Origin of the sequence: Vibrio ostreicida (genome assembly GCF_013074385.2) — a bacterium.
GTDB lineage: Bacteria > Pseudomonadota > Gammaproteobacteria > Enterobacterales > Vibrionaceae > Vibrio > Vibrio ostreicida.
This window is the reverse complement of sequence record NZ_JABEYA020000001.1, coordinates 773,877-788,311: the sequence shown is the minus strand read 5'-3', so window position 1 is coordinate 788,311 and position 14,435 is coordinate 773,877. Positions and strand designations below refer to the sequence as shown.

18 protein-coding genes are annotated in these 14,435 nt (G+C 42.7%); 2 read left to right on the top strand and 16 right to left on the bottom strand.

The annotated features are described in order from the left end of the window. Positions 1-16: 16 nt before the first annotated feature. The 4 genes from maiA to hppD are packed head-to-tail and all read right to left on the bottom strand — an operon-like array spanning position 17 to position 3,897. On the bottom strand, positions 17-670 hold the full coding sequence (gene maiA / locus HLM86_RS03325) for a maleylacetoacetate isomerase (RefSeq protein WP_170881966.1): 654 nt from the start codon (positions 668-670) through the stop codon (positions 17-19). After that, on the bottom strand, positions 670-1,680 hold the full coding sequence (locus tag HLM86_RS03320; RefSeq protein WP_170881967.1) for a fumarylacetoacetate hydrolase family protein: 1,011 nt from the start codon (positions 1,678-1,680) through the stop codon (positions 670-672). The genes maiA and HLM86_RS03320 overlap by 1 nt, the downstream gene beginning before the upstream one ends. Positions 1,681-1,691: 11 nt before the next feature. Continuing rightward, positions 1,692-2,831 carry a homogentisate 1,2-dioxygenase gene (locus HLM86_RS03315; RefSeq protein WP_170881968.1) on the bottom strand — a complete coding sequence of 380 codons (1,140 nt, stop codon included), beginning with the start codon at positions 2,829-2,831 and terminating at the stop codon, positions 1,692-1,694. Then, entirely contained in the window at positions 2,824-3,897 is a 1,074-nt protein-coding gene (hppD, locus tag HLM86_RS03310; RefSeq protein WP_170881969.1) for a 4-hydroxyphenylpyruvate dioxygenase, read from the bottom strand. Before hppD ends, HLM86_RS03315 begins: the two co-directional genes overlap by 8 nt. A gap of 534 nt (positions 3,898-4,431) precedes the next feature. Between hppD and HLM86_RS03305 the strand changes: the two genes are divergently transcribed. Beyond that, positions 4,432-4,956 (top strand): hypothetical protein, encoded by a 525-nt coding sequence (locus tag HLM86_RS03305; protein WP_170881970.1) that lies wholly within the window; start codon positions 4,432-4,434, stop codon positions 4,954-4,956. 259 nt (positions 4,957-5,215) lie between these two features. Here HLM86_RS03305 and HLM86_RS03300 read toward each other — a convergent pair whose 3' ends face one another. From HLM86_RS03300 to HLM86_RS03290, 3 genes are all read right to left on the bottom strand, one after another. Then, positions 5,216-5,734 (bottom strand): GNAT family N-acetyltransferase, encoded by a 519-nt coding sequence (locus HLM86_RS03300; protein WP_170881971.1) that lies wholly within the window; start codon positions 5,732-5,734, stop codon positions 5,216-5,218. Between the two features lie 80 nt (positions 5,735-5,814). Next, complete coding sequence (locus HLM86_RS03295) at positions 5,815-6,327, bottom strand: GNAT family N-acetyltransferase (protein ID WP_170881972.1); 513 nt, start codon at positions 6,325-6,327, stop codon at positions 5,815-5,817. Between the two features lie 66 nt (positions 6,328-6,393). Then, positions 6,394-6,768: a nuclear transport factor 2 family protein gene (locus HLM86_RS03290; RefSeq protein ID WP_170881973.1), complete on the bottom strand. Its 375-nt coding sequence runs from the start codon at positions 6,766-6,768 to the stop codon at positions 6,394-6,396. 250 nt (positions 6,769-7,018) lie between these two features. Between HLM86_RS03290 and HLM86_RS03285 the strand changes: the two genes are divergently transcribed. Beyond that, positions 7,019-7,540: a DUF2058 domain-containing protein gene (locus tag HLM86_RS03285; RefSeq protein WP_170881974.1), complete on the top strand. Its 522-nt coding sequence runs from the start codon at positions 7,019-7,021 to the stop codon at positions 7,538-7,540. A 51-nt stretch (positions 7,541-7,591) separates the two neighbouring features. Here HLM86_RS03285 and HLM86_RS03280 read toward each other — a convergent pair whose 3' ends face one another. The 9 genes from HLM86_RS03280 to HLM86_RS03240 form a co-directional block, all read right to left on the bottom strand. After that, the gene (locus tag HLM86_RS03280; protein WP_390224749.1) at positions 7,592-8,119 is read right to left on the bottom strand and encodes a lipocalin family protein; all 528 of its coding nucleotides are present in this window, start codon (positions 8,117-8,119) and stop codon (positions 7,592-7,594) included. A 321-nt stretch (positions 8,120-8,440) separates the two neighbouring features. Beyond that, positions 8,441-8,797 (bottom strand): PilZ domain-containing protein, encoded by a 357-nt coding sequence (locus HLM86_RS03275; protein ID WP_076589364.1) that lies wholly within the window; start codon positions 8,795-8,797, stop codon positions 8,441-8,443. 249 nt (positions 8,798-9,046) lie between these two features. Then, entirely contained in the window at positions 9,047-9,271 is a 225-nt protein-coding gene (locus HLM86_RS03270; protein ID WP_076589365.1) for a hypothetical protein, read from the bottom strand. A 98-nt stretch (positions 9,272-9,369) separates the two neighbouring features. Further along, on the bottom strand, positions 9,370-9,846 hold the full coding sequence (locus HLM86_RS03265) for a Dps family protein (RefSeq protein WP_170881975.1): 477 nt from the start codon (positions 9,844-9,846) through the stop codon (positions 9,370-9,372). A gap of 201 nt (positions 9,847-10,047) precedes the next feature. Continuing rightward, positions 10,048-10,395, bottom strand: coding sequence for a DOPA 4,5-dioxygenase family protein (locus tag HLM86_RS03260; protein WP_076589367.1), 348 nt, complete (start codon positions 10,393-10,395; stop codon positions 10,048-10,050). A 55-nt stretch (positions 10,396-10,450) separates the two neighbouring features. Next, complete coding sequence (locus HLM86_RS03255) at positions 10,451-11,089, bottom strand: response regulator (RefSeq protein WP_170881976.1); 639 nt, start codon at positions 11,087-11,089, stop codon at positions 10,451-10,453. Next, positions 11,082-12,437 (bottom strand): cache domain-containing protein, encoded by a 1,356-nt coding sequence (locus HLM86_RS03250; RefSeq protein WP_170881977.1) that lies wholly within the window; start codon positions 12,435-12,437, stop codon positions 11,082-11,084. The genes HLM86_RS03255 and HLM86_RS03250 overlap by 8 nt, the downstream gene beginning before the upstream one ends. Before the next feature lie 80 nt (positions 12,438-12,517). Further along, complete coding sequence (locus HLM86_RS03245; RefSeq protein ID WP_076589370.1) at positions 12,518-13,801, bottom strand: TRAP transporter large permease; 1,284 nt, start codon at positions 13,799-13,801, stop codon at positions 12,518-12,520. 10 nt (positions 13,802-13,811) lie between these two features. Further along, the gene (locus tag HLM86_RS03240; protein WP_170881978.1) at positions 13,812-14,351 is read right to left on the bottom strand and encodes a TRAP transporter small permease subunit; all 540 of its coding nucleotides are present in this window, start codon (positions 14,349-14,351) and stop codon (positions 13,812-13,814) included. Between the last annotated feature and the right edge of the window lie 84 nt (positions 14,352-14,435).

Below are 14,435 nucleotides of genomic sequence, written 5' to 3'. Positions count from 1 at the left end.
TAAGGGCTCTGTATTTTCAAGCGATTAAGGCATCGGGTTGGTTTTCTGGCTGGGCCTCAATAAATGCAGGCTGCTTCATCAGTGACTCGGTCACAGTTGAAATATTGGGGTAACGGCTTATATCCACATTAAATCTTTCTGCATTATAGACCTGAGGGGCCAGGCAGACATCCACGAGAGTAATGTCATCACCAACACAAAAATCCCCTCGTGTTTTAGACAGCTTTTTCTCCAAAGAATCAAACCCGACTTCTATCCAGTGGCGATACCAGCCTGATTTAGCTTCATCTTTCGTTGCCAGCTGATCAGTCAAATACTGCAAGACACGAAGGTTATTGAGTGGGTGAATATCAATCGCAATATCTTGAGCCATGGCCTTAACAACAAAACGTTTGTCTATATCCGCTGGTGTGAGCAAGTACTCAGGGTACTGCTCATCCAAATAGTCGATAATAGTGAGCGACTGTGTTAGTCGCCTCCCACCATCGATAAGAACAGGGACGAGTTGACTCTCATTTAACTGTCGAAAGTCCTCAGAATGTTGCTCACCGCCATTTTTGATAAGGTTCACGGATTCCTGCCGAAAAGGCAATCGTTTAAGATTGAGTGCAATTCTAACTCGATAGGCTGCCGAAGAACGCCAATACCCGTAAAGCAATATATCCGTCATCAGTGCTCAACCACTTTTTGGTCAATAGCACCAAATATTGAATGGCCCGCCTTATCTTTCATTTCAATTTTTATCCGGTCTCCAAATTTCATAAAGTCTGTTGATGGTTTGCCATCTCTTATCGTTTCAATCATACGAACTTCGGCTATACAGGAATATCCAACACCACCCTCTGAAATTGCAGTACCGTAATCGGTCCCTTGTTTATTGGATACTGTCCCAGAACCCACAACGGCACCTGCTGATAACGGTCTTGTTTTGGCTGCGTGTGCAATGAGCTCAGGAAAGCTAAACGTCATATCAAGTCCAGCATTCGGGCACCCAAAAGCCTCTTCGTTGTAAAATGACAAAAGCGGAAGTTCAACTTTGCCTTTTTGCCAAACCTCTCCAAGTTCATCTGGTGTGACGGCAACAGGAGAAAACGCTGAGGATGGTTTGGACTGAAAGAAACCAAATCCTTTCGCCAATTCATTAGGAATCAAGCCTCGCAAAGACACATCATTGACTAACATCAACAACCGAATCTTAGTCTCAGCCACTTCAACTGACGCGCCCATTGGCACATCGTCAGTGATCACCGCGACCTCACCTTCAAAATCAATCCCCCATGTTTCACTTCCCAGTGGAATATCATCTTGGGGTCCAATAAACGCATCTGATCCCCCCTGATACATTAGGGGATCAGTCCAAAAACTTGCTGGTATTTCCGCCCCACGAGCTTTGCGCACAAGCTCAACATGATTAACGTAAGCACTGCCATCTGCCCACTGATAGGCTCTCGGTAGTGGCGATTCGCAATCCTTTTGATCAAAAGCAACCGCAATTGATAATTTACCGTCATTGAGAGCGTGATACACTTCAAGCAGCTGCGGTTCAACACTTGACCAGTTATCAAGTGCTGACTGCAAAGTAGACGCGATCTCTCCTACTGGCGCACACAAACTAAGATCAGTACTGACAACCACCAATTGGCCATCACGAGTATTATTTTTTAACGTCGCTAACTTCATTATCAATGCCTTTATTCTTTAGGGTGTGATATCCAGCTGTAGACATATTCTGGATTTTCGACTGCACGAGCTTCGTCACCAAAATGGAGCGCATGCCTTGCATCAATCATGACCGCGACTTCATCGGTGAACTTCTTTTTATATTCTCGACCCGCTTTAAACGCTTTAGGATGAGGTCCGTGAGTAAAACCTGCAGGATGAAAGGTCATCATCCCTGCCTCAATATTGTCTCGACTAAAGAAATCCCCAGCGTGATAAAACAACACCTCATCATAATCATCATTGTTATGGTAAAATGGCACCTTTAACGCACCAGGATCGCTTTCAATGGGTCTAGGTACAAAAGTGCATACGACAAAGCCAGCGCCAACAAATGTGGTGTGCGCCGATGGCGGCAAATGATACCTATGGGACATCAATGGTCTGATGTCGCGCCAATTGAGCCTTACTACAGACAAATCACCGTGCCAGCCAATCGCATCCAAAGGGTTAAAGGGATAAGTGATAACGCTCACTTTTTCGTGCCTTTTTAACTGAACCTGAGTGGGCGTTTCACCGTACTGAGCTTTAAACTTCTCGTTAATTGAGGGGACCTCAAGGATCGCAGGGTCAAACACAGCATGATTACCTACCATCCCTTTTTCTGGTAAAGAATAGGCTGCGTCAGTATTTTCAACCATCAGAATAAACATTGGCTTTGTCGGTTCAATACGCCAGTTAGTGGAACGAGGAATCACCACGTAGTCGCCTTCAGAAATCCTCATATGCCCATAATCAGAGTAAAAATCCGCTTCGCCCTCATGGACAAAAAGAAGCTCATCGCCATCCGCGTTTCGAACTAAGAATTCCATCGGTGTTTCAATGCGCCAAACTCGGATCTTACACTCCTTATTGTGCAGTAAGACAGGCACCGCCCAAGGCGATATCTGGGCTGATTTTTCCACCAAATTCAAATTGAACGCTCTAGGCCTGAGTTCACCTTCCCACTCCGACCAACCCGTTGGGGCATGTTGATGGTGGAAATGTGCTGCGGGCCCGAAGAACCCACTTCGGCCCGCTTCGCGCTCATAAATCGCTTCTTCCGGGAAATCCGCGTGCGCTTGTTTAGAACACACTCCCTCCCGGTGAGGGAATGTAATCCATTTATGCATCGCTTAATACTCCTCGACGAATTTGATCCTCTTCAATCGACTCGAATAATGCTTTGAAGTTACCTTCACCAAAACCTTCATTACCCTTGCGTTGTATGATTTCAAAAAACACTGGGCCGATAACTGTTTGAGTGAATATTTGTAGTAGGATGCCATCTTTCGTCGGTGCTCCATCAATAAGGATCTGTAAATCTTTTAGCTTATCGACGTCTTCGCTATGCCCTTCAACGCGAGTGTTGAGTTTCTCGTAATAGGTGTCTGGGGTTGGCATAAAATCCATCCCTCGATCACGCAATGTCTTAACCGTTTGATAGATGTTGTCTGTCGACATGGCAATGTGTTGAATTCCTTCACCGTTGTATTCACGAATAAACTCTTCAATCTGTGATTTATCGTCAGAGGATTCATTGATAGGGATACGAATTTTTCCACATGGCGCTGTCATCGCACGACTGACCAAACCAGTTAGCTTACCTTCTATATCGAAATAGCGAATTTCACGAAAATTACCAATTCGCTCGTAAAAGCCAGACCACACATCCATGTTGCCTTGTTTGACATTATGTGTCAGATGGTCAATGTCATAGAGACCCACATCGGCATCGGACAAACGGCTGTCTGCATCCTCATAGAAGTTGAAATCCACATCGTAGATACTTCGCTTACCATAACGGTCAACAAAATACAGCAAGCTTTCCCCAATCCCATAAACCGCGGGAATACTTAATTCCATCGGCCCTACTGGTGTCGTAAATTCCTCAGCACCGTTATCCAAAGCATGCTTCATTGCAAGCCCCGCATCCTGCACTCGAAATGCCATCCCACAGACCGATGGCCCATGATTCTGAGCAAATTTTTCTGCTTGGCTATGTGGCTGTGCATTAACGATAAAGCTAATGTCTCCTTGTCGGTATAGCCACGCTTCTTTGGAGCGGTGTTTGGCTATCTCGGCAAACCCTAAAGCAACAAACAAAGCCTTGAGTTGCCTAATCCCCTCATTAGTCGCCGCTGTGTACTCGACAAACTCGAACCCATCTGTGCCAAGTGGATTGTATGCTTGATTCATTGGTTCTTCCTCAGTAATTAGTGACGTCCTTTGTTGCTAATTTGAACCAACTTGGAGAGGAAGTGAATAAACAGACCCAAAATCATTCTAGAAACAAAAAACCGCCCAATTGTAAACAAAAGGTAACAGAGAGACCTAGTGAGCATAATGCATTGATTTAAAATGACTTAATTTAAAAATTAGTAACATTTTTTTTACACGGGAAGGTAATAAACAAGTGATAACAACAAAAAAGGAACAATTAGGGTTCTAAACTTAGTAAGTTGGTCAACTTATTGCTGGCACATATACAGTGTTGACCAATACTTCACCCAATACGAAACTAGCATCATAATAGAGAAGCAGTGATAAACTGGAGCATTAATTGACCGATACGACTAGCAACTATTACTATTGATTAAAAAAATTAACTGACCAAATATTACCTATTTTTATGAATAAATATTATTTATAAATTAAATTATTCATTAATATATTGATACTGTAAATGCAGATTGTTAACATGCTCACATTAAAATAGCCGTTTATTAGAAAATGCTCATAAGAACCGCACTACTTATCACTATCGCCGCTTTTTCTCAGTGGTCATTTGCTGCCCCCAAACAACAAGAAGCAACCGAGGAGAAAATTCACAAAGCAGGCGATAACTATCTGGTTGAAAAGTATAATGTATTTTCACCCAATAACAGAATGTATCAATTAGTTCTCAATGATCAGAACTCAGATAAGAAACTGATATTCGAAAAGAAGCAACAGTCGGATATCGTGCACGTGTTTGCTTCAAATTTAAACAAAAGCCATTATGTGACTAGGCCTATTTCAGGGAAGATTCAAATTCGTTTCGGTGACGATGACAAACTATTCGATTTAACCACTAGCAGACACTACATACGTCCAACATTAACGAGGCTGAGTAAAGACAAAGACGAAGATTTATTCCAACGCTTCCAAAGTAAGAAGGTGATGTATGTGAAGCTCAATGTTCTCGGTAAAGAACACCTGTTAACGGTCAATCTAGATGAAAGTGGTCAATTACTGGAAATTGGGACTTTTTTATAGAATCTATGAATAGCCCTACTGATAGTTAATTTCTAGCGCAATTTTAAATGACCGCCAGCTCCGTAAAGCAAAGAGTTCGCTTTCAAAGTTTATAAAAAATATTCGCCTATCTATAGAGACAGGTGAATCTTTTTTAGCGAGAGACTAGAAGTCAGCACACTTTATATTCACATAACTTTATCAATATCTACCATCTAGTCACTAATCATACACAATTACGATGCCTGACTTTATTTATACGAGTAATGGAACAATCGTTTTATTTTTCGTCTGTTGACTGAACCGCTTTTTCAAAAGTATATTCAAAAAACAATACGCTAGCTTGTTCCTCATTTTGTTGATGAAACCCCGCCTTTCTGAGTACCTTAGCAGACGCAGGATTGGAGCGTTCAACACCTGCCACCAATTTTGACCAGCAATTTTCTCTGTGAACGGTTTTCACTAGACCTATCAATAACTCGCTGGCGAGACCTTGTCCCCAATAAGCTTCTCCAAACAAATAACCAAGATGAGCGTTTTGCTCTTCTTCATAGATAAACATAAAGCCAATGAGTGTTTCATCAACATTCTGTTTGATCAGAAATAGCGTGCTTTCTGACTGCATAGTGTCAAGCCATTTCTCAGCAGCAAACATGGTCTCAATACCGTGGAAATTAGGCGGCAAGTTTACCACTACTTCTTGGGTCAATAACCCCATGACTCGCGCTATTACATCTTGGTGGTGTGGTTGATTTTGGTAGCGTTCGATGACTAAACGTGCTGTCGAAAATGCCTTCACAACTTACCCCCTTAAGCGTTTTTAGAACAAGATAGATGTCCAAACCTTTGTGATAGAAAAATAATGACTGGCAATAAGTACTACTTCAGGTCACTAGGTTGGATTGAAAAAGTCGACAAACCTTGGTAATCATCATACAGGTTTATACTCGGCTCCGAACGCATTCCAAGTTTTTTTAGCACCGTAATAGACCCCGTATTTTCTTGCAAAGATACACCGTATATTTTTCGATGATACCCCAAATTGAACGTTTCTTTTATCACTGCTCGTGAAGCTTCGATCGCGTAACCTCTTCCTTGAAACTGAGGTAGTAGTGCATATCTGATATCACTAAACTCCGGTCGCCCACATATCTCTACACCAACATAACCTAGAGGTCGATCTTGTTCACTTTTCTTTAAAATAACATACGATCCAAATCCTCTCTTCCAATGTTCAACCCGACTCTGTACATGCTGTTCAATCTCACTTTGTGAGTAGGCGCAGCCTTTGGGGAGAAATCGAGTTAGCTCTTCACAACTGAGAATTTGAGAGTAAATAACCCAGTCATCTTTTGAAACGGGCCTAAGTTGCAGATTTTCGGTAAATATCATAACTGCCTCTACATGATAATGTTCATCCTAGAAAAATTTTCTGCTCAGTGAGTTAACGTCTCAGACTTACCCCGACAACGTAAATGCATCACATGGCGTACCTTGATGATATTTGAGTTGCCAATTCTCACCTGTAAACGTCCATAGAGAAGACCGCTTGGTAAATTCACCTTTTTTACCACTTTCATCGACCCACGCTGATTTGTACAACAGCAGTTGAACCGATGGCTCCAACCGAACGCACTCGAAATCCTGAGCGTGGACATACCCAGAGGCGGTTTTTTCATCTTGCATTAACGTCATAATCGAAACAAAATCGAAGCTTTCTCCAGATCGACCTACCTCTTTGAATTCAGGATGAATAAGTCGTGTAATTTCTCGCGGTGATTGCCTCACTTCATGTTGGTGTAAAGCAACCTCCTGTTCGATGATAATATTCATAGCTGTCCTTTCATTGGCCACCTTGACGCTAACGACAGCCAGAGCCGCATTCACGAGGGCAAGCATTTAAATGTATAAAGTAACTAACTTTCATGATTATACCAAACATTTAATGGCTTAAGTAACACGTCAAAATTCAATGAAATATTACAAAATTTCATTTTTGCCATCAGACAATTCACTGTTCAGCTTTATTTGAGAACTCTGTCCCTATAAAATGCAGAAAACGTCGATCAAACATGGAATCACAATGGCAAAACTATCACTACAGGAACAGATGCTAAAAGCGGGTCTGGTCAATGAGAAGAAGCTCAAAAAAGCCAAGAAAGGCTCAAAAAAATCACGAGTGCAAGCTCGGGAAGTGAAAGCTGCTGTCGAAGAACAAAAACGTCAACAGTTGGAGCGCGACCAAGAGCTAAGTGTTCAACAAAATGAGCAGCGTCTTAACAAAGAAGTTCAATTTCAAATAAAGCAACTGATTGAAATGAATAAGATAGACCTACACGACGGTGAAATAAAATACAACTTTACCGATGGCACATTGGTCAAATCACTGTACGTGGGATCTATGGTTCGTGAGCAATTGATTAAAGGTATTTTGGCGATAACACGATTTAATGATAGCTATGCTGTTATACCCAGTACCGTCGCTAACAAAATTGCTCAACGTGATGACCATTCGATCATAGAACAAAATACACCCTCATCCGATACTCTAAAAGAGGACGACCCTTACGCTGATTTTGTCGTACCGGACGACCTGATGTGGTGATCAGAGTTAGCCACTCTATTTCGTCTTAGAGTGGCTTCTGTAAAGTACGGCTTATTGCAGATTCATATTTTGGTCAACAAAGATAAGCGCTTCCGTATTAAAATCGTATTGCTGAGACAGGGTAATAAAGGCGTCAATCACGCTATCATCGACGCTTGGAGTTCGGGATAACAACCATAGGTAATCGTTATTTGGGCCAGAAACAAACGAATAATCGTAGTTTTCTTCTTCAATCCCAAAAATAACGTAGGACCCATAAAATGGTCCAAAAAAAGAAACTTTCAGGTAGCCTTGATCGGGTTGACGGACAAAATAAGCCTTGCCGCTAGCTTCCTTCCACTGATTTTTTGTCTCAGAGTAGCCTCGGTTGATGACAGAAATCCCACCGTCCTGATTTAGCCTGTATTCAGCCGTGACATTGCTCAGTCCTTTTTCAAATGAATGATCCAACCTCGCCACCTCGTACCACCGTCCCAGATATTTATTTAACTGGAAATCATTCACAGGAGCGATGTTCTCTGGCATTCCTAAACATCCGCTTAGAAAGAACAACATGATAATAGTTGATATTGTCTTCACTGGTGTTTCCTCAACATACTGATTTCAATTAAGGCGTACTGTTATCCGAATGCCTCTCAATGTTTAAACATGTGACCTAGCCTGATAATATATACACCTAACTAGGAGGCAACCTTATGCAACTCGCGCCAAATTTAACGAGTCTTAAAGGTGTCATGGATGAGATATGTCGAACGAGAACTAAGATGCTAAAAGTGATTAAGGTCAATGGCTTAAAGGGTAGTGTTTTCTGATAAGATTGGTCATACCCTTTTGGTTGAGATATCCGCTTCCCTCCTGTTTGCTAGTGATGTAAGTCATCAGAAGACAACGGCCTTAAACTTACGCAACTTGCGTTGATTTGACGATAAAGTGCTCAGGGTATTTTTGACGAATATAGCGCTGTTCTTCAACCATATTCTTAAACGTTGGCCCTTTGACGAGTTTAAGAACCACTTCATTGTTGTCGAACCTTAATACCGCCCCTTCTACTTTAACTTGCATATTATTGTGAAGCGTCAGCGTGCCTGACAAAGAGAGACCTTTATACCAATTGGTAAAGGGATTGACAGCAACACGAATTCCCCCTTCAGACACTTCAGTGACATGAAATTGCTCACTAGAGAAGTTCACCGAAGGCCTATAGCGCTTTGGGTACTTTAAGCGGTAATAATCGCGTTTTTGTTCAACATCATTCATCAATCTTCTCCAACACACCTAGAGGACTACCAAAGAGGAATGTTTCCTTTACTATGATTAACAAAGTTCCATTCATCAATAGTATAACATCGGCAATAAAAGGGAAATCTTAAGCATTAATTTCAATGCATAAAGCGAGCCCACTCTCATATTTCTACCGATTAAGACAACAATGCCCTAAACTGAGCAACACAATAGCCCTATTCTAGAAACAACGAAAAAGGTCGGGCGGACTGCGTTAGAAATGTCTCAGTGATGGGTTCCTGCTGGGTTGAAACCAAACTCGGATTTTTGAAAAATATCAGATAACGCTTTTTCTTTCTTCGATTTGGCAGAACATTTTGCATGGCCCACCTCAGTTGAGTCTTGAAACTCCAACGCTCTTTTATGCGCTTTTGCTGAACGAATAAACTCTGGATCTCTTAACGCCTCTTGGCGTAGGCGATTAACACGTTCAAGGGTATCCCACAACATAAGCCACCTCCGATACTGTATTTAAAAACAGTATGCATCTCACTCTTCAATAACTCAAGAAAAACCTGTTTATTTAAACAGGTTTTTTTACTCATTACTTATTGCAAGTAAGCGTTAAGCATCCAGATTAGCTTTTCCTGCTCTCGGATGTAGTCACCCATCAGCGCTGCAGTCCCTTCATCTTGTGCCTCTTCTGCTTTTTCAAGGATTGCCCGCTGCTTTGTCAACAGTAATCCAAATCCGTGTACTAACCCTCGGACACATTCTTGTCCTGTGGTCGCATTCTGATGTTCATCAATCGAACTTTTACTTAAATATTGGCTAAAGCTATGATCTGGTGTCGATCCTATGGTCAATACACGCTCGGCCAATTCATCAATTTTGCTCTGAAGGTCGGTATAGATTTCCTCAAACTTTGCATGCAATTCAAAGAACTGGCGGCCTTTGATGTTCCAATGATAACCTCGAGTATTCATATAAAGTACCTGATAGTGAGCAATGAGTCCGTTGAGCTCTGCAGCTAAGACCTGAGATTTTTCACTATTAAGGCCAATTAAGTTTACGTTATGTGTCATAATTTTATCCCCTTTCTCTTTGATAACTAAAGGTCAATCTCTTTGATGTCTTCAATATAATCACTTATTAGAGAAATATAAAAACCATTAAACCGATAAAATTAATAGGTAAAAGCTATCACAAAAAAGAGGCATTCGCTTTTTATCATAACCCTCCGAAAGAAAGTCTAAAATGGTAGGAACGCTACCCCAATATGACGTTCAACGGCTTGGAAACACCGTGAGATCCAGATCGACTTCTTGACCTAACCAATAGGCAAAAAGTGTGTGGTCATTGATGTCATCTCCTGTGACCGCATGAACCAACACCGGCTGACGGCCACGAGCATGATCAAGCCAAGGAATGAACCATTCAAAGTCACACTGGCTAAAGGTTATGGAAAAGCTCCACATCGTATGTGGTCCCACAGGGCGTTGATTAAAAGGACCGACAGATAAGGAAAATGTCCCTTGCAGCTGCTCTCTCAACTCAGCAGAAAAATCTGTCGTCGCTTCATCAAAATATACATGAGCATGATATTCTGAATGGGTATTTTTCGGATAAGCCATCTCAACCTCCTGTTTTTGCCACAAATTGAGCCCCTAAAGGCATCAAACCAAGGCGTTATTCAACCAGACCTTGTTCCACCGCGTACTTAGCTAAAGAGGCGGTACTATGCAAATTTAGTTTCTGTTTAATGTTTTGGCGATGCGTTTCTACTGTTCGATAACTAATGTCGAGCAGAGCTGCTATTTTCTTACTGCTGTAACCTTCAGCAACCCATTTGAGTACCGCCTGCTCTCGTCGACTGAGTGGATTGGGTTTTTGCGCAACTGCAATTTCTTGCTGAGAAAACAGAGTCTGGGTAACCGATTCACAAAAGTATGTAGCCCCTTGATAAACGGTTTTAATCGCCTGTACCATTCTCCGTGAGCAGATTTCCTTGAGCATGTAACCCACAGCACCCGCCTGCATCACTTTCATGATATACTCTCTATTGTCGTGCATAGTCAGCATCAAAACCTTAATGTCGGGCTGTTCCTGCTTGATAATACTGGTTGCTTCAATCCCACCCATTAGCGGCATACTCACATCCATTAGCACCACATCAGGTCGTAACACTCTCACCTGTTCAATCGCTTCTAAGCCATTGCTCGCAGAGCCAACGACGTTAATGTCGGGCTCAAGTTGTAAACGCGCCATAAAGCCATCCAGAACCACTTGATGATCATCGACAATTAATACACTGATTGGTTTATCCATACATTAACCCATCTAGTTTTAATAACACCGTCAGTTCCGTCCCCAGGCCGACTTCACTTTCCAGCTCGAAGTCACCTCCTAGAAACTCCACTCTTTCTCGCATATTCCTTAAACCGATCCCCGAGGTTCTAAGGGCTGTACTCACTTCAAATCCCACACCATCATCCCGGATAATCAATTGCAGCATATTCCCTAATTGCTGCAATATAAGAGTCACGGTGTCCGCCTGAGCGTGTTTTTCGATGTTGGTCAGCGCTTCTTGTGCCACTCGGTAAAGGGTTGTGGCGACTTCCGATTTTAGTTTACCCTCCTGAGTTGATAATGAAGCTTCAACCTCTGTGCCAGAATGTGCCTTAAAGTCCATAAGTAATGTGCTCATTGCCGCTTCAAGCCCTATATCATCAAGTGCGCTCGGTCTAAGCTGATGTGAGATATGCCGAACTTCATTCATCGCCGACTTGAGCGAGTTTTGCGACTTCGCCAGATGCTGTTTCTGTTCACTATGGGTAAGTTTTGATGCCAGCAATTCTAGATGGCACTGGCTAGAGACGAGCAATTGATTAATTCCATCATGTAACTCGCGAGCAAGGTACTTCTTTTCATCCTCTTGAAACATCACTGTTTTATGAACCAGTTCCTTGAGGCTCTTATCTGCAAGCCGATGTTCATGTAGATTGACCGCCAGCGTAATGACAACAATCACGGCAACCGTCACGAGAACGATCACACTCAAAGTAAAAAAGGTCGTGTCAATATTGTTGTTCACTGCCAACTGAAGATTACTGACCTCCTCTGTCACATCTTCAATATAAAGGCCAGTACCAACCATCCACTGCCATTTATCTAACCACGCGGCATAACTCAACTTGTTGACACTCTCTCCGCTGGAGGGCTTTATCCAAAGATACTGATGAAACCCTCCTCCTGACTGCGCCTCAATCAAAAGCTCCTCAATCAGAGGATTACCATTTTCGTCTTGTATATCCATCAGATTTTGCCCAACCAGTGCAGGCATGATCGGATGCACCAAGTTCGTTCCGTATTGGTCGTAGACAAAAAAATACCCATCAGTACCGTATTCTAGTCGACTGATGATAGCTTTCACCTTTTGTTTGGCGATGCTTTCTTCCAACGAAGGGTCATTGTAAATGTGTTCTATAGCATCCAGCGCCAAGTCGACGAGATCCTTGAGTGCCGACTCTTTAGACTGAATAAGACTAGAATGAAAGATATCCACTTCTTTCTCACCTAGCATCTTGGCCTGATAGATAGCGATCCAACTGGTCAGCGCCATAACAAGCAACAACGGCAACAGACTGAGTAAAATCAACTTGGCTTTCAGAGGCATCCCTTCTCCCAAACTAAAAAGCTGCCCATATTGAGCAGCTATACTTTAGCAAGTCTGTTTCCGTTTCTGTAATCGGGTGATCACATTCCATAAAATCCAGGGAAGAACAAAAGGGACGCCAACACCAGCACCTGAATGCCAATGAACGGCATCACTCCACGATAAATATCTCTGGTCGTCACCCCTTTAGGCGCAACGCCCTTCAAATAGAATAGGCTGAAGCCAAATGGTGGGGTGAGAAAGGAAGTTTGTAAATTCATTGCGATTAAAATGGCAAACCACGTCATGTTTATCCCCATAATTTCTGCGACTGGCGAAATTATGGGGACAATAATGAAGCAAATTTCCACAAAGTCGATAAAAAAACCTAAAACAAGAATCACTAACATGGTCATAATCAAGAAACCCCATTTATCTCCCGGGATTTGTAACATCCACTCTTCAACCAGATAATCGCCCCCTGTATAGGTAAAAGCCATTGAGAAAGCGGTTGCACCCAATAGAATAGCGAAGACCATTGCCGTTACCTTGACGGTCTCTTTCGAAGCTTCATAGACCATTGTCCAACTAAACTGTTTATAAATCAGGGCTAAGGCAATCGCGCCCGCGCCACCCAAAGCTGCAGATTCGGTCGGCGTCGCAACCCCGGCAAAAATAGACCCTAGCACGACAACAATCAGCGCCAGTGGTGGTATCACTGCTTTTAAAGCCGTCAGCACTTCTTGCTTACGACTGATGGATTGATCACGTGGAATAGACTGCGCGGCTTGTGGGTTGAATTGAGCGTAAATCAGAATATAGATCACATAGGCTCCGACCAAAACCAGACCTGGCCAAACCGCTGCTTGAAACAAGTCTCCAACTGGAACCCCCAGTACATCTCCCAGCAGGATAAGGACAATCGAAGGGGGAATGATTTGACCTAATGTCCCTGACGCACAAATAGTGCCGCATGCCAACCCCTTGTCATAATTATACTTGAGCATGACGGGCAAAGAAATCAAGCCCATAGCAACCACAGATGCTCCAACAACACCTGTTGAAGCCGCCAACAGCGCCCCGACTAATACGGTCGAAATGGCAATACCACCCCGAACACCGCCAAATAGCTTTCCCATGGATTCGAGCAACTGTTCTGCTAAACGTGTTTTTTGCAACACCAACCCCATAAATACAAACAGAGGGACTGCCATAAGCACAGTATTTTCCATAATGGATTGAATGCGATAAGGCATAAACGCAAACATGTCCATCCCTTCCGCCCACACACCGAAAATCAGCGCAATTCCGCCAAATGTAAACGCAACAGGATAGCCCAGTAGTAAGGCAAACAAGGCAACAAAAAACATCACAATACCAACCATTTCTGCTTCCTTATTTGAGTTGAGTTGAATTGGTGTACATTAAATGAGGATTGAAAATTTTGTTCAGAGAGTGAACTAAAAACCCTCCACCACTAACCGCCATAAATAAGAAGGACAGCGGTATCATCGCCTTAATCACCCATCGATAGGGCAATCCGCCAGGGTCACCAGAGGTTTCACCCAGATCATAACTTTCTCTCGCAAAATCGATTCCATACCAAGCAACAAGCAAACAAAACGGCAATAAGAAAATCAAAGTTCCTAATACGTCGATCACCGCTTGAGCACGAAGTGACAGGCGTTCATAGAAAAGGTCAACGCGAACATGCCCCCCTGATTTGATTGCGTATGGGACCCCCAAAAGGAATACAGCTGAGAACAGATGCCATTCCATTTCTTGAAAACCAATGGAAACATCATTGAAGACATAGCGCATCACAACATCGTATACAACGTTGGCAAGTAATAGGATAAAAAGCATGCTCGATAACCAGCCCAAATAATCGCCGAAGCGATTAAAGGCTCGTTCAACATAAATTAGATTTCTCATTCCCTACTCCATGGAACTTGAAAAACACCCGCACCTTTTAGGCTGCAGTACGTAGAAAGAAGAGGTGAGTTCATGACTCAAATG